Origin of the sequence: Desulfovibrio porci, from assembly GCF_009696265.1 — a bacterium.
Taxonomy (GTDB): Bacteria; Desulfobacterota; Desulfovibrionia; order Desulfovibrionales; family Desulfovibrionaceae; genus Desulfovibrio; species Desulfovibrio porci.
Genome location: NZ_VUMH01000004.1, coordinates 177,914 through 198,524 on the forward strand (window position 1 = coordinate 177,914; position 20,611 = coordinate 198,524).

The 20,611-nt window shown below is 56.3% G+C and carries 14 protein-coding genes; 9 read left to right on the top strand and 5 right to left on the bottom strand.

Annotation, left to right across the window (positions count from 1 at the left end):
- The first annotated feature begins 307 nt into the window (after positions 1 to 307).
- From FYJ44_RS05815 to FYJ44_RS05850, 8 genes are read left to right on the top strand one after another with little or no spacing between them, the layout of a single operon-like run.
- Positions 308 to 532 (top strand): helix-turn-helix domain-containing protein, encoded by a 225-nt coding sequence (locus FYJ44_RS05815; protein ID WP_154510043.1) that lies wholly within the window; start codon positions 308 to 310, stop codon positions 530 to 532.
- Positions 529 to 1,644, top strand: a complete 1,116-nt coding sequence (locus tag FYJ44_RS05820; protein WP_154510045.1) for a DNA cytosine methyltransferase — start codon at positions 529 to 531, stop codon at positions 1,642 to 1,644. The genes FYJ44_RS05815 and FYJ44_RS05820 overlap by 4 nt, the downstream gene beginning before the upstream one ends.
- Positions 1,641 to 4,817 (top strand): DISARM system SNF2-like helicase DrmD, encoded by a 3,177-nt coding sequence (drmD, locus tag FYJ44_RS05825; protein ID WP_154510047.1) that lies wholly within the window; start codon positions 1,641 to 1,643, stop codon positions 4,815 to 4,817. Before FYJ44_RS05820 ends, drmD begins: the two co-directional genes overlap by 4 nt.
- Positions 4,818 to 4,823: 6 nt before the next feature.
- A complete protein-coding gene (locus FYJ44_RS05830; RefSeq protein WP_154510049.1) occupies positions 4,824 to 9,122 on the top strand; it encodes an Eco57I restriction-modification methylase domain-containing protein in 4,299 nt (1,432 codons plus the stop codon).
- 15 nt (positions 9,123 to 9,137) lie between these two features.
- The gene (drmA, locus tag FYJ44_RS05835; RefSeq protein ID WP_229772533.1) at positions 9,138 to 13,034 is read left to right on the top strand and encodes a DISARM system helicase DrmA; all 3,897 of its coding nucleotides are present in this window, start codon (positions 9,138 to 9,140) and stop codon (positions 13,032 to 13,034) included.
- Positions 13,031 to 14,881, top strand: coding sequence for an MrfA Zn-binding domain-containing protein (drmB, locus tag FYJ44_RS05840; RefSeq protein WP_154510051.1), 1,851 nt, complete (start codon positions 13,031 to 13,033; stop codon positions 14,879 to 14,881). Before drmA ends, drmB begins: the two co-directional genes overlap by 4 nt.
- Positions 14,874 to 15,665: a DISARM system phospholipase D-like protein DrmC gene (gene drmC, locus FYJ44_RS05845; protein WP_154510053.1), complete on the top strand. Its 792-nt coding sequence runs from the start codon at positions 14,874 to 14,876 to the stop codon at positions 15,663 to 15,665. The genes drmB and drmC overlap by 8 nt, the downstream gene beginning before the upstream one ends.
- Before the next feature lie 14 nt (positions 15,666 to 15,679).
- Positions 15,680 to 15,820, top strand: coding sequence for a hypothetical protein (locus FYJ44_RS05850; protein WP_195840964.1), 141 nt, complete (start codon positions 15,680 to 15,682; stop codon positions 15,818 to 15,820).
- 19 nt (positions 15,821 to 15,839) lie between these two features.
- Here FYJ44_RS05850 and FYJ44_RS05855 read toward each other — a convergent pair whose 3' ends face one another.
- Both FYJ44_RS05855 and FYJ44_RS05860 read right to left on the bottom strand, forming a co-directional pair.
- Entirely contained in the window at positions 15,840 to 17,804 is a 1,965-nt protein-coding gene (locus FYJ44_RS05855; protein WP_154510057.1) for a relaxase/mobilization nuclease domain-containing protein, read from the bottom strand.
- Entirely contained in the window at positions 17,801 to 18,256 is a 456-nt protein-coding gene (locus FYJ44_RS05860; RefSeq protein WP_229772534.1) for a plasmid mobilization protein, read from the bottom strand. The genes FYJ44_RS05855 and FYJ44_RS05860 overlap by 4 nt, the downstream gene beginning before the upstream one ends.
- A 321-nt stretch (positions 18,257 to 18,577) precedes the next feature.
- On the opposite strand from FYJ44_RS05860, the gene FYJ44_RS05865 reads away from it, so the two are divergent.
- Entirely contained in the window at positions 18,578 to 18,859 is a 282-nt protein-coding gene (locus tag FYJ44_RS05865; RefSeq protein WP_154510059.1) for a hypothetical protein, read from the top strand.
- 117 nt (positions 18,860 to 18,976) lie between these two features.
- On the opposite strand, the gene FYJ44_RS05870 is transcribed toward FYJ44_RS05865, so the two are convergent.
- From FYJ44_RS05870 to FYJ44_RS05880, 3 genes are all read right to left on the bottom strand, one after another.
- Positions 18,977 to 19,192: a helix-turn-helix transcriptional regulator gene (locus tag FYJ44_RS05870; RefSeq protein WP_154510060.1), complete on the bottom strand. Its 216-nt coding sequence runs from the start codon at positions 19,190 to 19,192 to the stop codon at positions 18,977 to 18,979.
- A 122-nt stretch (positions 19,193 to 19,314) separates the two neighbouring features.
- On the bottom strand, positions 19,315 to 20,307 hold the full coding sequence (locus tag FYJ44_RS05875) for a hypothetical protein (protein ID WP_154510062.1): 993 nt from the start codon (positions 20,305 to 20,307) through the stop codon (positions 19,315 to 19,317).
- A gap of 82 nt (positions 20,308 to 20,389) precedes the next feature.
- Positions 20,390 to 20,581 (bottom strand): hypothetical protein, encoded by a 192-nt coding sequence (locus FYJ44_RS05880; protein ID WP_154510064.1) that lies wholly within the window; start codon positions 20,579 to 20,581, stop codon positions 20,390 to 20,392.
- Positions 20,582 to 20,611 lie beyond the last annotated feature (30 nt).

The following is a 20,611-nucleotide window of genomic DNA, read 5'->3' on the forward strand; positions in this document are numbered from 1 at the left end:
GTTGGGGTCAGATCGTGTTCATATTTTGATCTCCACTTCACCTGAAGTAGCCCCCGATTCCAGCCTGGTTCTACCGGATGCCATGTCCGTCTTACGGCGAGAGCGTCGCCAGTGGCGACAGGGATATCTTCTGGAGCAGCTATTTTCGACTTCTTGCGGCTGAAAACGGTTTAAAGCGGTTGACAATCGCCTCCAAAAAATGTAGCTTAAAAGCCAATAAAATTGGGATTATTGTGCTCGACGCCCAGACTTCCGCCATTGGCAGATATGACAAAAAAGCGAAAGCGTCCGACAGGAGCTGAAAAAAATGGCCGAGATTGAAGACCGCTGGTTATCGGTGGATGAGATATGCAAATATCTCGGGGTCAGCAGTGACACCGTATATCGCTGGATCGATCGGTTCGGTATGCCAGCGCATCGCATGGGCCGACTCTGGAAGTTCAAGAGGGATCAGGTCGACGCTTGGGTCGAGGCCGGTGGCGCATCTGCCGACTCATCCAAGGAAGATGTAGGCAAAGACTCGAAAAAATGAGAAACGGGATACAGGCTAAAATCGGAGCGACGCTAGAGCGTAAGGTCTATGCCGTCGACTTGTTCTGCGGGGCGGGTGGACTGACACATGGCCTCATGAAGGCCGGTGTCGATGTCCGCCTAGGCGTGGACATTGATCCGGCTTGTGAATACCCCTACGTCGCCAACAATAATGCCAAGTTCCTCCTCAAATCGGTGGAGGAGCTGGAAGCCAGCGAGCTGGAGCGTCACTACAGAAAGAACGGGATTAAACTTCTCGCCGGTTGCGCTCCGTGCCAGACTTTTTCCACCTACAACCAAAAGGCGACAGAGTCCGACAAGCGCTGGTGGCTCTTGCTGCAGTTTTCGCGACTCGTGGACGAACTGTCACCGGATCTTGTCACCATGGAGAATGTTCCGCGACTGGTCGAACAGAACGTTTTCGACGAGTTCGTGGTCAGCCTTGAAGGCAATGGATACTCGGTCGCATACCGGGTGGTCAATTGCGCCGAATACGGCGTCCCCCAACGGCGCAACCGTCTGGTGTTGCTGGCGTCCAAGTTCGGACCGATCTCGCTTCTGACTCCCGATCAGTTCGGCAAGAGACCGAGAACCGTCAAGGAGGCCATTGGCAACCTGCCTCCTCTATCGGCCGGAACGAGCCACCCGAAAGACCCTCTACACCAATGCTCCGCTCTTTCCGAAATCAATATGCGCCGCATAAAAGCTTCCAGGCCGGGGGGGACATGGCGTGACTGGCCCAGGGAGTTGGTGGCCGACTGCCACAAGAAATTTTCCGGGAAGACCTACCCCAGCGTTTATGGCCGCATGACCTGGGACGCTCCCGCCCCGACGGTGACGACGCAATTCTTCGGGTTTGGTAACGGCCGTTTCGGCCATCCGGAGCAAGACCGAGCTATTTCTCTCAGAGAAGGCGCGATCTTGCAGAGCTTCCCTCCGGATTACGAGTTCACTCGACCGGGAGAACAGATTTGCCAGAAGTCCATCGGCAGGCTGATCGGCAACGCCGTTCCCGTCACCCTCGGCGAGGTTATCGGAGCCAGCTTGCTGTCGCATGTATCGGAAGCGACCAAGAAAGCGTATCGGTCGAGACGGAGGAGTCGGTCACAATGACAACGACAAACACAAGTTCAGCGAACAGTGTCGTTCGTTTCGGAGCCGTTCCCGAACCCGGTCAACTTGTTGAGGTCCGACGTCGTCAGTGGGTGGTCACTGATGTTTCCAGTGGAGCCTTGTCAACGGCGATCAACGGTGAGCAACACCTCGTCGGCCTGTCATCCCTGGACGAAGATTCCATGGGCGAAGAGATCCAAGTTGTCTGGCAGTTGGAGGCCGGAGCTCAAGTCTTGGAAAAGGCTGGGCTGCCGTCGATCACCGGCTGGGACAGCAACGACCGCTTGGAAGCCTTTCTTGACGCCGTTCGCTGGGGAGCGATCACCAACGCGGATCGCTCTTTTCTGCAATCGCCTTTCCGGAGCGGTATAACCATTGAGGACTACCAACTTGATCCGTTGGTTCGAGCCGTCGAGATGGCCCGCGTCAATCTCCTCATCGCGGACGATGTCGGCTTGGGTAAAACGATAGAGGCGGGACTGGTCATCCAGGAGCTGCTCGTCCGTCATCGCGCCCGGACCGTGTTCGTCGTTTGCCCCGCCAGCCTGCAAGTCAAATGGCAGACCGAGATGCAGGAAAAATTTGGCCTCGAATTTCGGATCGTCGACACCGAGTACGTTAAGCGCCTCCGTCGCGAACGCGGTATCCATGTAAGCCCTTGGACGTCCTATCCTCGTCTCATCACTTCAATGGACTGGATGAAGAGCGGCGAAGGTTTCAGGTTGCTGAAGGACGTACTCCCTCCTCACATTACCTATCCGAGAAAATTCGATATTCTGGTCGTTGACGAGGCGCACAACGTCGCACCGGCGTCAGCATCCATGTATGCCTTGGAAAGTCAGAGAACACGGCTAATCCGTTTACTTGCTCCACACTTTACCCATCGGCTGTTTTTGAGTGCTACCCCCCACAACGGATACCAAGAGTCCTTCACCTCGTTGCTGGAGTTGCTGGATGATCAGAGATTCGCCAGGACCGTCATGCCGGACGAGAAACAACTCCACCGCGTCATGGTTCGTCGACTGAAGCGCGACATCGTCGACGCGAACGGCAAGCCGGTGTTTCCGGAGCGCAAGCTCGAAGGTCTCGAAATCGACTACTCCGAGGAGGAGCGCCAGATCCACGCCTTGCTCGGAGAGTACACGGCCGACCGTTCGAAGAGCGTCAAGGGCACGCGCTTCGAATATGGAACCGATTTCGTTCACATGCTTCTCAAAAAGCGCCTCTTTTCTTCACCCATGGCTTTCGCACTCACGCTGGCGAAACATCGGGAAACTCTCGAACGCGGCAAGCCAAAAGGCGACCGAGACACCATGGACGATCGCATTCTGCGCAAGGCGATCCTGAAAACCGAAGAGGAGCATTCGAACGATTCGCTGGTCGAAAAAGCCCAGTACGAAGCGGTTGAGGTAGCGAGCGAACTCGCGCCACCTCTGTCACTTGAGCAGAGAGACATGCTCAACCGTCTCTCCGCATGGGGGGAGAAAGCACGCAACCGCGTTGACTCGAAAGCCAGGGCCATTCTCGACTGGCTTGAGAGCCATCTGAAGACGAACGGATGCTGGAACGGAAAGCGCGTGATTCTGTTCACTGAATACCGGGCCACCCATTCGTGGCTCCATCAGATTCTCACTGCCAACGGCTACGGCAGCGATTGCTTGATGTATCTGCATGGAAACATGTCGCCGGACGAGCGCGAGTCGGTCAAAGCCGCGTTCCAGGCACATCCAGACATCTCGCCGGTCCGCATTCTGCTCGCGACCGACGCGGCCTCGGAAGGTATTGACCTGCAGAACCACTGCAACTACCTCATCCATGTTGAGATTCCGTGGAATCCAAATGTCATGGAACAGCGCAACGGCCGCATTGACCGTCATGGGCAGAAGGAAGACACCGTCTTCATCTGGCATCCGGTAGGGAAAGGTTTTTCCTCAAGAGCCGCAGGCAGGTCCGTCAAACCCGGTGATGTCGCGGGAGATCACGAGTATCTGATGCGCGCCGTCCTCAAGATCGACGCCATCCGGGAGGCTCTCGGCAGCGTTGGACCGGTCATTGCCCAGCAGATCGTAGAAGCCATGCTCGGTAGGCGCAGCAGCCTGGATACCGCCGCGGCGGAAGCCAAGGCCGCCAAGGTGGGGAAGTTCGTCACGGCGGAAAAGCGCCTTCAGGAACGCATCGCTCGCCTGCACGAGAGACTGATGGAAGCGAAGAACGATTTCCATTTGTCGCCCGAGCATATTTCGCGTGCGGTCGAGGTCGCTTTGGATCTGGCGGAAAAGCCAGCGCTCAAACCCATCGGATCGGCTCACGGCGAAAAGGGAAGCATTTTCGAAGTGCCTGTTCTTCCCGGTTCCTGGGGCAGAGCCACCGTCGGACTGGAACACCCCCATACCGGCGTTCGCCGCCCGATTACCTTCGATCACGATGTCGCCAAAGGTAGAGACAATGTCGTTTTGGTACATCTCAACCACCGCTTAGTGCAGATGTGTCTGCGCCTGCTGCGGGAGGAGATATGGAAACTCGACGACGTCAAGCGACTTCACCGCGTGGCGGTTCGAACCGTACCCGACAATGAATTGCGAGTCCCGGCGGTGGCGGTCTGGTCGCGCTTGGTGATCACCGGCGGAGACCACCATCGCCTTCACGAAGAGCTGACCCTCGCCGGAGGAGAACTCGAACACAAACGGTTCGCTCGCATCGCTCAAGTCGGCAAACTGGAAGCTCTGGCTGCCCAAGGCTCGCCTATTGAACCAGACCAGGCACTATTCGACGTTCTGAAGGACAGGTTTGAACGCCACGAAGACGCTCTCATGGCCGCCGTCGAAGCGAGATCCAGGGACCGCTTGAAGTTTCTTGAGAACACCCTCGACAGGCGCATGAAAAGCGAAATCGCAGACGTTCGAACGGTTCTGGATGAGCTTGAAGCCAGCATTCGCAAGGAACTGAAGCCGGATCGTCAAGATGGCCAACTCTATCTGCCCGGGCTCTCGCCCGAAGAGATGGCCCAAGTCAAGAAGGACGTCCATGCCCTTGAAGCCCGATTGGCTCGGATTCCGGAAGAGCGGGAAGAAGAAAAGGCCGCGATCGAAAAACACTACGCCAATCCGGTAGATCGAACGTTCCCGGTGGCCGTCGTATTCCTCGTTCCACAATCACAGGCAAGGAGGAGCTGATCCGGCATGAAGAATCTATCCAAACACGCCGAATGGCTCTCCCTGATTGAGATATCCGGTCCTTTCCTCACCATGTCTATGCTGGACAAGGCATTCCCGCAAGGGTTGGAAGCGGTGGAGACCCCGCGACGCCAGAAACTCAGGGCTGCTTACGAAGAATGGCGCGAGGCGGTGGATCAGGAAGACAAACTGTTGCCGGAACTGCACCGGGAGTGGGTTCGTCTGGTACTGACGGACCTGCTCGAATACGACCACGAATCCCTCGTCCACGCGGGCGATTGGCCGAGCGAACTCCCGAGCGTTTCGTCGCAGGAACACGCAGGGACGTTCAAACCCAACTGGATTGTCTGCTCTCCTGCAGACTTAAAGCCGCGCCTGTTCATCGCCGTTCTGCCACCGGACACCGATCTTGAATCGGTCCAGCGAGGTGATGGCTGGCCCGTTTCCCTCCAGGAACGCATGACCCTGCTCTGCCGTACCCATGGCGTGCGCGTGGGACTTCTGACCGATGGCGAACGATGGATGTTGGTCAACGCGCCGGTGGGGTCCACTTCCAGTCAGGCATCGTGGTACGCACGTCTCTGGTTCCAAGAGCCGAGCACTCTTAGGGCCTTCCAGTCTTTGCTCGGAGTCCGGCGCTGTTTCGGCCCGGCGGAAGATACCCTGGAATCGCTTCTGGAAGAATCCCTCAAGCATCACGAGGAGGTCACGGACACCCTCGGCGAGCAGGTTCGTCGTGCGGTCGAGGTGCTCGTGCAGTGTCTCGACAAGGCCGACGAGGATCGCAATCGGGAACTGCTCCGCGACGTGAAGCCCGCCGAGCTCTACGAGGCAGGACTGACGGTGATGATGCGGCTGGTGTTCGTCCTCTGTGCCGAGGAACGCGGCCTGCTCCTTCTCGGTGATTCTGTCTACGACCGATGCTACGCCGTTTCCACCCTGCGCGGTCAACTGGCAGAAGAAGCCGATCGTCACGGGCCGGAAGTGCTCGACCGCCGTCACGACGCCTGGGCTAGGTTACTCGCCGTCTTCCGGGCCGTCTATGGCGGCATTGAGCATGAAAGCCTGCGGATGCCAGCCTTGGGCGGCTCGCTGTTCGATCCTGATCGTTTTCCGTTTCTGGAAGGCCGAGCCAAAGGCACTCGTTGGCGGGAAACTTCGGCCGTGCCGGTGCCCATCGACAACCGTACCGTGCTGCTGCTTTTGAATTCGCTACAGATTTTGGAGCAGCCCGGTGGTGCGCTGCTGCTGTCCTACCGTGCGCTTGATGTGGAGCAGATCGGGCATGTCTATGAAGGTCTTCTTGAACACACTGTGGCTCGCGTTCCCCGCGTGACTCTGGGCCTGCAGGGGGCACAGAAGGCAAAGAACCCGAACATTGCCCTCGCGGAGCTGGAGTCGGCCCGTCTGGACGACGAAGCGGCGCTCGTCGAATTGCTTCTGGAAGTCACCGGGCGGAGCGGATCAGCCATCAGGAACGGTTTGTCCAAACCAGCCGACGACGCAGTCTTTGGCCGACTGTTGGGTGTCTGTGGTGGCGATACCGCATTGGCCGAACGTATCCGTCCCTTCACGAACCTGCTTCGCACCGACGCCTGGGGCGACCCGATCGTTTATCGCGACAATTCGTTCATGGTCACCCTTGGGGCCGATCGGCGTGAGACTGGCACCCATTACACCCCGAAAGCCCTCACTGAGAGTATCGTCACCACCACGTTGGAACCTGTGGTCTACCTCGGTCCGGCCGATGGCAAGCCCCGCGAAGAATGGATGCTCAAGTCGTCGCGGGAGATTCTTGACCTCAAGATCTGCGACCCCGCCATGGGGTCTGGGGCCTTTCTCGTGCAGGCCTGCCGCTATCTCGGCGAAAAACTGGTTGAGGCCTGGCTCCATGAAGAGGAAGCCGGAAAAGCCATCACCGTCGATGGCGATGTGCTTGATCAACTCGGTGCTGAGGAACCCCTGTCATCTCAGCTTGATGAACGGCTGACTATTGCCCGCCGTCTGGTGGCCGAGCGCTGCCTGTACGGTGTGGACATCAACCCGCTGGCGGTGGAGCTGGCCAAACTCTCCATCTGGCTGGTGACCCTCGCCAAGGGCAGGCCATTCGGCTTTCTTGATCACAACCTCCGCTCTGGCGACAGCCTGCTGGGCATCCACCGGCTGGAACAGCTCACCCGGTTGCGCATGGATACAGAATCAGGGCAGCAGTACCAACTCCACATCTTCGGGCAAAAAGTCGAGGCGGCGGTCAATGAGGCCATTGAATTGCGCAAGCAACTCCGCGCCACGGCCATACGGGATATACAAGATGTCGAAGCCATGGCCCGGCTGGATAGCGAGGCTCGACGTAAACTCGAATCCGTAGAGCTAATCGCCGATGCCATGATCGGTGAGGCACTACGATGCGGTGGCAATACACGGGCACTCAATACCGCACTGGATAAGCTTGCCACAATGGCCGGTGATTTTCTTGGCGGTAACGAGAAAATGGGTGAGCAGATAGCTCGTCAGGCGAAAGAGAATTTAGCTATTGATTTTCCTAAAGAAACAGCCCCCCGAAGGCCATTCCATTGGGCTTTGATATTCCCGGAAGTGATCAGGAAAGGCGGTTTTGATGGAATGGTCGGAAATCCTCCATTTACTGGAGGACGATTGGTGGGCCGTCGTTTCGGATTAGCTTACCAGGAGTATCTGAACTATATCCGCAATGGAGTTAAAGGCTCTCCCGATTTTTGCGCGTACTTTTTTCTCAGAGTCTTTTCTCTACTTGGTTCAAGGGGATTTTTCGGCCTGCTCGCAACTAAATCAATCACGGAGACAGGTTCACGCGTGGTTTGCTTGGATCAAATTATAGGTAAGGGGGGAGCCGTTTATCATAGTTTTTCCCGAATGCCATGGCCGGGGAATGCAGCCGTAGTTATATCAATTGCTTGGGTTGCCCGCGATGGCTGGCAAGGCCAGAAAATTCTGGATGGCCGGACGGTATCGGCGATCAACGGTGCACTGGAAGAGGATTTTCAGATAGAGCGCCCAATGAAACTCAACGCGTTGAAAGGTCAGTTCTCACAAGGCCAAGACGTTATGGGGCGTGGCTTCGAACTTACCGCTGAAGATCGGGCGGCAATACTTGAAGCCGATCCGAAATGTGCGGAGGTGATCTTCCCGTTGTTCAATGGGCAAGACCTCAACACAATGCCTAAGCTGGAACCGTACCGCTGGGTCATTTATTTCCGGGATTGGCCAGAGGAAAAAGCGCGTCAGTATGGCGCAGCATTCCGTCGAGTGGAAGAACTTGTCAAACCCTATCGAGATTCGCTCACCGGACAAATTCACCAAAAATGCTTCTGGAAATTTTGGGATCTTCGCCCTATCCTAATGCAAGAAATGGCTGCTTATGAAGCCGTACTTGCGTCGGCAATTGTGACGAAATACATTACATTTAGAAAGGTTCCAACAAATAATATATACAACACAAAAACAAAGCTTTATTTTTTGCGCCGTTGGGATGAGTTTGCTGTTCTACAATCTACTCACCATCAGGAATGGGCATTTTGGACTTGTGGAACTCTGGGGGCATCAACATTGAACTATTCAACATCACAGGCTTTGGAAACATGGCCAATGCCTATTCTGGATGGTCGCGAAGAATTATTCACATATGGCGAAATTTATCATGAGAACCGCGAGAAAATAATGTTGGAGAATATGATCGGTCTTACGCAATTCTACAACCGCTTCCATGATCCATCTGAAGTAGATTTACGTATTGATGAAATGCGACGACTACATTGTGAGATCGACCTTGCAGTCATTCGTGCTTACGGCTGGGATGACCTTGATCTGGAGCACGACTTCCACGAAGTTCCTTACCTTCCCGAAAACGATCGTGTTCGCTTCACCATCAGCGATCGCGCACGTCTTACAGTATTACGTCGGTTGTCGGAGCTGAACCATCAAAGGTACGAGGAGGAAATTGCCCAAGGGCTGCAAAGAGGAGGTAAAAAGCGTTCGACATCTCGCTCGCCACGCACCCGCCGCGCCACCGATGCTACTGTCGCACAACCACATCTTGATTTCGATGCAAGGGTATCGGCCCCAACCAGTGAGAACACACCCACTATCGCGATACACGGATTTCTAAGCACACAGGATGGTTGGCACGCTAAGGTCGAAATATTAGCTGCAACCGAGGTTACGAACGGCCAGTGGAACAGCGCTATCGAAAAGCTTCTTGCCGACGGCCTGATAGAGCGTCAGGGTGAACGGCGAGGTGCGAAATATAGAGCGGTAAAACGGAATTGATGAGGAGACTGAAGAATGGCAAACGATAACAAAACTGACGATTCCGTAATTGAAACCGTCTCTCGGGAAGCGACTCCGACGCGTAATGCCTGGCTCATCCGTCTTGGTGACGAAGCACACAACCGGCATTTCTCGGTGACCATTGGTCGCGACTATGCTTTCTTCCAGGGTATCGAAGAAGGCGACGGCGTGCTGATAGCCAACGGCGACTCGTTAGCTGTGGTCTCATTCGCCCGCATATACCGCATTCGCGCCAAACTCAACGAGACAACATTTTTTTTCGATGGCGTCCTTCCCGTAAGTGGCGGAAAAGTGCTAACCGACCTCGGGGTGACTGCGCCCGAATCAAGGGCGGCCATGTCGAGAATGGAATGGCCAATTTTCGAGGCAGCACTGAAAAAGGCCTGTGGTATCGCCTTCGGTGCCTTGCCCGTGCTGGAAGGCGACTCCGTCAAGGAGCAGGCCTATGTGCGGGAGTTGCTTCAATTGGCCGTCATTGACGACCTGCTCGGTCCGGCGGACGGTCCGGTCGAGGAAATCGTGGGCATGAGTGTTCGCGATCGATACCTGGTCGGCAAGCTGGCTCCGATGGACACGGCTCCGGATGCGGTGGAAATGGGCACCTTTGGCGAATCGGGACGTCCGGATTCCGAGGAGCGAGACGAGGAAGTTGACACTTCCACCAATCAATCTCTGGTTCCATCGTCCATGGGGTTCACATTCTGCGTCGACGGTGAACTGAAAAATGTCCAACTCTTCGCCAACTGGGGGCGCTACGAACGGACGCAAAGCGAGCGAGAGAACGAGGAGACGGGCAAGTCATCGCGTTGTTGGAAACGTATACCATCAGGTGGCTCCGCCGTGGTTTCCCTGAAGAAACAGACCATTGAGCCGTTCTGGATTGATGCGGACTGCCCTTCGGTCGTGGTGCAGGGCTCTGTGAGCGCCCCGTTGGAAAATGGCGACAGGCTGGTGACGCTCTTTCTGGTCAACACCCAGACCATGCCCAAACAGAATCAGGATCAGGCCTGGATTTTTCAGCCGGAACTGATCGTGCGGGACATGGAGGGGGGTGCGGTGTTCCGGCGTCGCCCGATTCTACGGGCCAACGAATTTGACGAGGAGCGTGAAGCGCTCGAAATGATCTATCGGGATCGGGTCGAGTTCGCCGTCGGACACGGCATCTCGGTCCACGCGACCGTCTCGGAAGAGGACCGCGAGCGAGCCACGGAGGTCAGGACAGCCGTACTGCCCGAGTATGAGATTCAGGTCACCGAAACGCCCGGTCTTGAACCGGAAGATCGCCCGGCCATGCGTCGGATGATTGAGGACGGCCTGCTTGATATGGAGCGGCTCGCCGAGCTCGCCACCCCTGAAAAGCGCGACGAACTTATCGCTGGCTTGAAAGTGCTGACGGACGACTACGCGGAGTGGATCGCCGAAAATTGGAAAGCGATTGGCAGCGAGGTCGTAGGATACGACCTCCCGGCCACCAAAGCGATGGAACGGTGCAATCTGATACTGGAAAGGTTGAGGGAAGGCATTGACGTGCTGGCGGCGGACGACCGGGCACTGACCGCTTTCAGGTTCGCCAACCGGGCCATGGCTTTGCAGCGCATTCACAGCATTTACGCGCTCGCCAGGCGCCGTGGAGACAAGGTGACACTCGACGCGTTGAACGTCCGCAAGAACCGCTCGTGGCGTCCGTTCCAGTTGGCGTTCATGCTGCTTTCGGTTCCGGCGCTCGCCGACCCGACTCACCGGGACCGTACCCACCCTTTGGAGGCTTTCGCCGACCTGCTCTGGTTCCCCACTGGCGGCGGCAAGACCGAGGCCTATCTCGGTGTCGCGGCCTTCACCATGGGAGTCCGCCGCCTCCAGGGTAACCTGGGTGGTCTTGATGGCGGACGCGGTCTGGCCGTGATCATGCGCTACACCTTGCGATTGCTGACTCTGCAACAGTTTCAACGGGCCACTGCCCTGATCTGCGCCATGGAAGTGCTGCGCCGGGCTGAACCGGGGGTCTGGGGCGATACGCCGTTCACCATCGGCCTCTGGGTCGGACAGCGGGTCACGCCGAACACCACCGACGAAAGCCACGCGGCGATCGAAAAGGAACGGGACGGCAAGTACGGCACGGGCTCGACCCCGGCCCAATTGACCAGTTGTCCGTGGTGCGGTTCTGAGATCGTTCCCGGGCGGGAAATAAGGGTCGACAGAGATCTCGGCCGAACTTTCGTCTACTGTGGCGACAAGTACGGCCGGTGCGAATTCAGCCTGGCGAAGTCAAAGAACCTGGGGCTTCCTGTCCTGGTGGTGGACGACGAAATCTACCGCTATCCGCCCTCAATGCTGATCGCTACCGTGGACAAGTTCGCCATGATGGCCTGGCGGGGGCAGGTGCGAACACTCTTCGGCAAAGCGAACCGTGAATGTCCGCGCCACGGACTGCTCTGGCCCGAGGCCGACTGCAACGGCAATCACACCAAGAAAGGGTCACTGGATGCGGTCAAGGTCAAAGAGATTCTTCCCATTCGTCCCCCGGATCTGATCATCCAGGACGAATTTCATTTGATCAGCGGACCGCTGGGAACCATGGTCGGCCTGTACGAAACCGCCGTTGACGAACTTTCGACTTGGTCGGTCGACGGCAAGGCGATCCGACCTAAGATCGTCGCCTCCACGGCGACGGTGCGTAAGGCCGAAGAACAGGTGAACAACGTCTTCCTCCGCAGGATTTCGGTGTTCCCGCCCCATGGCCTTAATGTCGAGGACAACTTTTTTTCGGTGCAGCGTTCGGTGGAAAACAAACCCGGACGTCTCTACATGGGGATCTGTTCGCCAGGCAGCTCCCGCCCTGCCGTTCTGATCCGGGTCTACGTTGCCCTGCTAACTGCCGCCCAGTCGCTATTTCAGCACTTCGGCGTGGCGGCCGACCCGTACATGACCGTGGTCGGGTATTTCAACTCCCTGCGCGAGTTGGGAGGCATGCGGCGGCTGGCGGAGGACGATGTGCAGACCCGTGCCTATCGCGTCCAGATGAGCGACGTGAAGCGACCGGGGCTGAGCCAGCGTTCGGTACGCATCGTGGACGAACTGACCTCGCGGGTTGCGAACAAGGAGATTCCTAAGAAGCTTGACCAACTGGAGGTCAAGTTCAAGCCCACTTGGGAAAAGGGCGAGACGCGGGCCATTGATATTGTGCTGGCCACCAATATGCTGTCGGTGGGTGTCGACGTCAACCGCATTGGATTGATGGTCGTCAACGGCCAACCGAAGAGTACGGCGGAATACATTCAGGCCACGAGCCGCGTTGGCCGTTCCTTCCCAGGGCTCGTCTGCACGGTGCTCACTTGGTCGCGGCCTCGCGACCTGTCCCATTATGAAACGTTCGAGCACTATCACGCGACGTTCTACAAGCATGTTGAGGCTCAGTCCGTCACGCCGTTTGCGGCGAGAGCACTGGATCGTGGCTTGACCGGTGCGATGGTGAGTCTCCTGCGGCTCGAAAACGATTCTATGAACCCGAATCCTGGGGCGCAATCCCTCGACAGCTCCGGTAAGGAGGAAGCCCGGAGAGCACGGAAGGTGCTGTCCGACCGCGCCTGGAAGGTGAAGGACAAGGCGGCGAGAACCATCGTCGAGACCATGACTGCCGATCGGATCGACCGGTGGGTGAAGGAAGCGGTGAAGGCCGGGCGTAGATTAGGTTACGAGACGGCGCGTGGGCAAGGAGACCTCGCCGCCCTCCTAAAAAAGCCCGGAGCGTTGGCGTGGGACGAATTCACGGTCCCCATGTCAATGCGCGAAGTGGAACCTGGAGTTCAACTGATCATGGATGACTCGAAGCACTCTATCGAACCTCCGTCCTGGAAACCGAGGATTGAGAAAGCGAACGGAGGTGACGCATGAGTTCCTATCTCGTAGGGGAAGTTCGTCCCAGTCAATTGCTCTGGGCCTACGGTCCCGGAGCCCTGATCGACTTGCCGAATCTTTCTGTCCTGACCATGGGCTTGGAACGCTGGAATCCGGAACTATGCCCTCCGATTGAGGAGGCACGCCTTCTCGCCGCCGTTCGCCGGGTGCTCGGTCCTCAAGTGGAGCGGTTGCGGATGCCCCCCTTTCTGAGGGAAGACGGCGTCGACCCCATGTCCGCCGAAGGCAAGATCGGGGTACCGGTCCGCCCCTTTCCACGTTGGCTGAGGTGCGTCAAATGCGGCTTGTTGGCCGAATACGATTCGGGCCTGTTTGACATCAAGGTCAATCCGTATCGCCCGGAGCAAACCCATTTCGTACATTCGAACTGTGAGAAAGGCAGGAACGCGGACGCGGTTCCCGCCCGCTTTCTGCTTGCCTGCAAGAACGGGCATCTCGACGATTTTCCGTGGCACTGGTTCGTGCATGGCGGCCCATCAGAATGCAAAGGGACGCTGCGATTCTTCGAGCGAGGCGCATCCCTGCAGACGGAAAACCTCTGGGTCAAATGCGACACCTGCAATGCCGCACGCTCTCTAGTCCATGCCTTCGGGCGGGAAGCGCAGGAAAATCTTCCCGCTTGTAGAGGACGGCATCCCCACCTCAACCGGTATGAAGAGGGATGCAGCGAGGTCCCTAGAACCATCCTCCTGGGAGCGACCAACGGGTGGTTCCCAATCACGCTTTCGGTTCTCGCGATTCCTCTTGAACGTGATCAGCTTGGGCAATTAATTCTGGATGGATGGGAATATTTCTCGGATGCGGAATCGGCCGACGAGATCAAGGTAATCGTGAAGACTCTGGCCAAAAGCGGCAGTCTGCCGGGAATCGACAAATGGGATCATAGGGACATCTGGAAGGCCGTCGAAGAGCGAAAGGAAGGTAAATCGGGCACGGCTGTCATATCCGAGAGTGACATCAAGACCCCCGAGTGGGACGTCCTGACCTCTGATAATCCTCCGACGGACTGGCCGCATTTTCTGAGCAACAAGACCGAAACTCCGGAGGGCTATCAAGACCGTCTGTCCAGCGTACTGCTGCTGGAGCGACTCCGAGAAGTGAACGCCCTGATTGGCTACACCCGGGTGGAAGCTCCCGAGGAATCGACCGAGCCGGACAATCGTCCTCCGATGGCCGCTCTCAGTCGGAACAAGCCCGATTGGATACCCGCCAGCGAGGTACATGGCGAAGGGATATTCATCAGGTTTAATGAGGATGCCGTGGCCGAATGGGAAAAGGGTAAAGCCGTTCAGGCCAGAAGCCAAAAGCTAGAGGCGGGGCATCGAGGCTGGCGGAACGCACGTGGGCTAGACTCCGACGAGGGATACCCTGGAATCAGATATGCCATGCTGCATACTTTCGCCCATCTTCTCATTCGGGAGCTGGCTCTTGAGTGTGGCTACAACGCAGCGAGCATCCGGGAGCGCATCTACGCGAGGAGTGGTAGCGAATCACCCATGGCAGGGGTGTTGATCTACACGGCGGCCGCCGATTCCGACGGGACACTCGGTGGACTCGTCGAGCTCGGAAAACCAGAGAATCTGGGACGCTTGATTGAGCAGGCGCTGGATCGCGCTACCGTCTGCTCTTCCGACCCCCTCTGCTCGGAACACAATCCCGGTGTCGATCGTTCGTTGCATTCCGCCGCCTGCCATGCCTGCACCTTCGTCGCCGAAACGTCCTGTGAACGTGGAAATCGCTATCTGGACAGGGCTCTGCTGGTAAAAACATTCGAGGTCTCCGACACCGCGTTCTTCGCCGGGAACGGAGGCTCGAATGGATGAGCTTCTAGCAGTGATCGCCGAACTCGGCCTAGAGTTGCATCCAGATCGTATCTCCACCGTCGCGTCAAAGATCAAGACGCTGGGTTCCGTCGAGCAGTTCGCTTTGACTCGTTCGAGTTTCGGCCCCAACGCAGATAAAAAATTGGTGGGACGTCTGGAGCAAGCGTGGCGTCATAGCAGGAACACCTCTCCAAGTGACGTGGCATCCGCTCTCCAGGGAGCGTCTGCGACGGCGATCCTGAGAGAGAACCGTGGGGCCGTGGAATTGGTGTGGACAGGCCCCTCGACGGGTCAGGTTCCGGTCAGGCACACCGAGCAGGTTCTCTGCGAAGTCATTGAAGCCGCGAAGAGACGGTTGTTTCTCGTCAGCTTTGTCGCCTACGAGGTCGATTCGATCATCCGGGCGCTCCATGGAGCGATTGGCCGCCAAGTTCAGATCGACGTGTTGCTTGAGTCGTCCGACAAGCATGGCGGGCGGGTGACATACGATTCCGTAAAGGCCATGAAAAGCATTCTCCCCTCAATCGACGTTTACGTCTGGTCGTCGAACAGGAAGTCGTTGCCCGGACAGCTGTCGGGAGCTGTTCATGCCAAATGTGCCATCGCCGACGGCGAACTGGCCTTCATCACAAGTGCGAATCTAACCTCTGCCGCGATGGAGCGCAACATGGAGCTCGGCGTCCTCGTAAAGGGCGGAGAGCTTCCCATCGAACTCCATCGGCATCTGGAAGCGTTGATTTCCACGAAGGTCATCGAAAAAGTAAACGAGAACAACGACCAATGAGCGAGGGAATCGGAATGGACGACATTGCGGGCAACGCCCCCTACAGGATGACTATGGATTTGAACTTCCTGGACCATCTTGGGATCGACCTCTACAGCAACAACACCGCAGTGTTGACCGAAGCAGTCGCGAACGCGTGGGATGCCGACGCGTAGAATGTCGAGATCAGTATGTCTATTTCATCCGCCACATGGGCCGTGTCCTTTCTCTCTGCCGCTGTTCCTCCTCAACACCTTCAACCTTGCGCCACAGAGACCAGTGGGGCTTGTTCCGCATCATGTCATGCGTGCCTTGCAAGCCGAAGGCGTATTCCGCCATGCGCTCGGCGTACTGCTGACGGTCTGTACCCGATGCATCTTTTGGGATGGCGGGTGAATGACTGTGAATGACCCTGACAACAGCCTCCCGGCTGTGGCCGTTGGCGCGCATACGCAGGGCTATCATGGCGTCCAGACTGGCTTGATCTGCTTTGGGAAAGTGCTGCCGCAGATTGGCCGCATGGGCGTCATAGGCCGCAGCCGGATCGCCAGTACGCAGCCGCGTCTGCTGTTCAATGGCGCTTCGCAGCTCTTGTTCTTTTTGCTCTGCGTTGGTAATAAATTGCTGTATCTGCTCCCGTGTTGGGCGAGAGGCCGCAATATCAATGTCTCCCGCTGTTCCGTATGCGTACTGCAAGATTCTGGAGCGTCGCTCAAGGCTGTCACGCTGTTCTCTGGCGGTTATGGGCGGCGGGGTGTGTCTGAGTATCTCCTGTTCAACGGCGTCCATTGAGTATCCTGCACAGCGGAGGTAGAGGGCTGTTGCCGAATCCAGCCGAGACTGATCCATGCGGACATCAGCGTATTTTTCCTGTACCATTGCCTGAAAGGCATATAGCGGGCTTTCCAGCCGACATTGCTGATTGAAGCGAAACTCCCTGACCTGCATATCCGGCGTGATGCGGCTGCGTAAACGCCAGAGTTGAGCAAGCCAGGGGCTTTTCCGCGCAAGCCAGTGCTTGAAGCGGGGCAAGCTGTGACGCGCTTTGCCCTGTTTTTTCTTGTTTTCCGCTTTTTGGCTCTGCTGCTGGAGCATCAGGAAATGGCGGGCGATATTGAGCATGGGCAGACCGTGCGGAGCCACCCTGGTAAGGATAGTCTGCCTCTCCTGCCGCCGCTCCTCTTTTTGCAAGCGTTCGGCTTCTCTGCGGCGTTCCTTTTCAAGACGATATTCCTCGGCCAGTTGATGACGTTGGGCCTGATACTCGCGCCATTCCTTCTCGCAAACATGGCTGACAGGCTCAGGTTGCGGCACGGGCATTTCTGCCGGGTATTCCCCTTCTTCATACTCCCCAAGCCGTTTGCAGAGCCTGGACAAGCCGAAATTCCTGTCCACGCTGGAAGCCTTGACCGCTGTATTCCCTACAAAGATGACCGCGCCCGAACCCTTGCGGACGAAGCGCAAGCCAACCTTGCCTAATCCGGCGTGAAGCTCTGCCCAGGATGTGGTTTTCTGGATGATAGCATGGCCCTTTTCCTGCGCTATGCGTTGCGCCGATTTTTCGCCTGTGGCGTTCTCAAAGTCTGCGGCCTTGGCCTTGGGCTTGACGACCTTGGCCTGCTGGATGCGGGCGATCTGCCCCTGCTCGTTGACCCGATAGCGAGCGTTTTCATTACTGGCCCAGCCCTGCTTATGCTCGATTTCAGCAGCGATTCTGTGAGCGGCTTCAATGTCAAAACCCTTGTGCGGCTGCACCACTTTTTCAATAAGGGGATGAACACGGTTGACTACGATATGGACGTGATAATTGGCCGTATTCACATGAGCCGCCACAATGGCCTGATGGTCTTTCAGGCCCATGCCTTCCAGAAAAATACCGACCGCTTCCTTCACCTGTTCTCTAGTGGGAACTTCATTTTCCTGCCATGACATAACCCAATGGGTGACAGGCATTTTGCTGTGAATGGACTCCTCAGCCAAGGCGATCATTTCCTGTTTCCAGGCTTCAGGCTTGGTGGTGATGACATTTTTGGCATAGGCGAACTGGAGTTTTTGATAGCCATCCTCGTCCTTTGCGGCAAGAATATAGTCCACCAGTCCGCCGATCATGGCGGCCTTGGTTTTCTGAAGATTGGTGCGCTTGAGCTTTTTCAGAATCATGAAGGATTGCTCAAAGTTTCAATGGTCTGCCGGATCGCGCTCATGGTGGCATTCATTTCTTCAAGGCTTCGGGGATTCCCCGCTGCCCGGACGGCTGCAAAGTGATGTTTGAGCAGACCGCCCAAACGCCGCAGCTCCCTGATGGTCTGACTGTCCGTTTTGGCAGTGATGGGCCTCCCGCCGAATATGCGCCGCCGCATGTATTCAGCCACATTCAGTCCGGCCCTCTCAGCCTGGTCACGCAAATTTGCTTCCTCCGCCGCTGTGAGGCGCACCGTGCGTCTTGCCGCAAAACGTGATTGCCCGCTGTCTTTTCTCTTCATTGCCTTTCTGCCTTTTTGAAGTGTGAGAAGCGAAGCGCCGAACACTTGCCGGAGTCCAGAGGCGGAGCCTTTGGCAAGTTTGTGGCTGGCTGGCAGCCAGCTACCAACTTGTAAAGAATAACTGCTCACGGCATCCGAAACGACCTTGCCTTGTTTCGGGGGAGTATCGAACTGAGCTTCCTTCTCGGTTTTGCGCAAGCATAGAGGAAAAATGACCTTGAAGGCCAGAGAAAAAAACTAAAATACAGTATTATATTTCCTTGGACAGCGTATAAAGCAGGTATAAAAAATTTATGAAAATATTATTTTTCATTTTTAGTGTAATATCGTCCAGTGTAATACATAAAGTGCTTTTGTCGTACATTATGATTTGTTGAACAAAATTCCTTTGCTGTGCTATGGAATGGGAAACACTATTTTTAATTGTCAATCTAAAAAGGATTACAGAGCATGGCAAAGGCGCAACGCTATTCAATGGAACAGGTTGAAGCTGGCCGGAAAAAACTCCGGGGGCTGGCCTCTCAAAAAGCAGGCAAGACCCGCGCGGAAGTGGCCGAACTGCTGGCCGGGGATATTCGCAAGGCCGCGCAACAGGGATACGGCCCGAAAGAAATTCGGGATATTCTTGCAGAGGCAGGGCTGTCGGTTCCGCTGGCCCGGATACGGGCTTTGCTGAATGAGGAAGGCAAAAAAGAAGAGGGAAATGACGAGTCGAGTCTTGGTTCTCTGTGAGGGAAAACGATAAAAAAGAAGGCTGGTTTATGTTTTTTGCCTGGCTATCCGTCACAATTTTCGGATAGTCAGGCAAAAAATTTCCAGCCCTCCTCTCAGGACAGCCGCGTGACAGGGCTATTTCTTGTCGTTGTCCTTGCCTGCGTTTTCGATGAAAGCCCTGATGTCTTCCGCGCGCCAGACGGTAGTGCGCGGGCCAAGCTTCACGGGCTTGGGATAGCGCCCGGTTCGGCATCCTTCCCACCATGCGCTACGGCTGATGGGGATGAGTTCCATGATCTGATGCAGGCGAAGAAAGCCGCACGAAGGGATGGGAGTGTGATTCTGTGACATACAAATCTCCTGTATCGGTTTGGATTTCAGGAGAGCTTGTCACACCTCAAACGATTCCCGTGAGGGAATATGGCGGGAAAAAGACGGGAAAAGCCAAGAAAGACGGGAAAAGAGCTGCTTGGTCATGCCTGGAGGATAGTATAGGCATCGGCTTCCTTAAGAAGCGTGTCCACCTGATTGCGGTAAGATTTCTCGTCTCTATATTCTTTTTCCGCAAGAAGTCGTCCCACATGAGTTTTTCGGCCTTGCGGGGTTTTGTGGTCAGGGCCGGGGCTTCCGGGGCCGCACCAATGGAGCAGAACATAGGCAATCACCGCTCTCGGATAGCTTGCCTTCATGGCATCTCTGACAGCGGGGTCTGGTTTGCCTTGCCAGAGCGCGGCAGGGACACGGAAGACGAGCTTTCCATCCTCGGCTAAGACCTCCGTAACGGTTTCTGCCGAAGGGTTGGATTCCACGGGGGGAAGAGAGGAAGATGATGAGTCCGGCTTGAGCGCAGCTTCCACTACGGCGCGAGTAAGCCCCTTCACTTCCTGCCAGGGGTATTCGTGGAGCAGGCGGATGGCGGCAGTCCTGTCCACAAGAATGGTATTGAGAAAGATGCGCGAAATAATATGGTAATAAGATACCGGGATGAAGGCGGGGCTATCTTCCTGAAAGCCGTCATCTTCCTTTCGCATACTCTGATCATATTCTACAGGTTGGTATCCAAGGCTTTTGGATAAAGCATTGAGCAGAGTTTGTCTTTCCTCTGGAAAAACAGCGTCGGGTTCATCGTGGGAATTTTCAAGAATATGGCGCAGGCCAAGCTCCAGCGCATGAACATGGATACAGCGGGAGAGCTTCTGGAAGAAGAGCATCACATCGCAGGACAGAAGATAGGAATTGAACGTCTGAGCATCGCCCACTTCCGGCAGGCTGGGAATTTCCAGTCCATACAGGCTTGCATTGCGTTCGGCAAAACTGCGCCAGTATGTTTCATGGGCTTCCTGCCATAGTTCCAGAGGGAACGCCTTGCTCGGCCACAGGGAAAGGACGAGGTTGTCCGCCTCCGTGGCGCTGAGGTTATAGGCTTGCCGAAGTCTGCTCACAGCTATTTTTTCTTGTTCAAACATGGGATAGGCATACCGTAAAGGTTGTGGCTGGACAATAGAGCAGAAGCGGGGCAATGCCTGGAAGCACGCCCCGCCATATTTGTCAGCTATACCATGCGCTGATCATGTCGATGCCGTCATAGCCTCTGGCTCGCATCCGCTCGATTTCTTCCTCAGTCCATCCCGTATCCGCAACGGTGACTTGGGCATTAGCCGGGATTTTGCCGATACTCACAAACATATCCATTTCTTCGCTAACCGTTTGGTTCAGAGGGGTAGTGTCGGTATTTGGCATAATCGTCTCTCTCTCTCTCTCTCTCTCTCT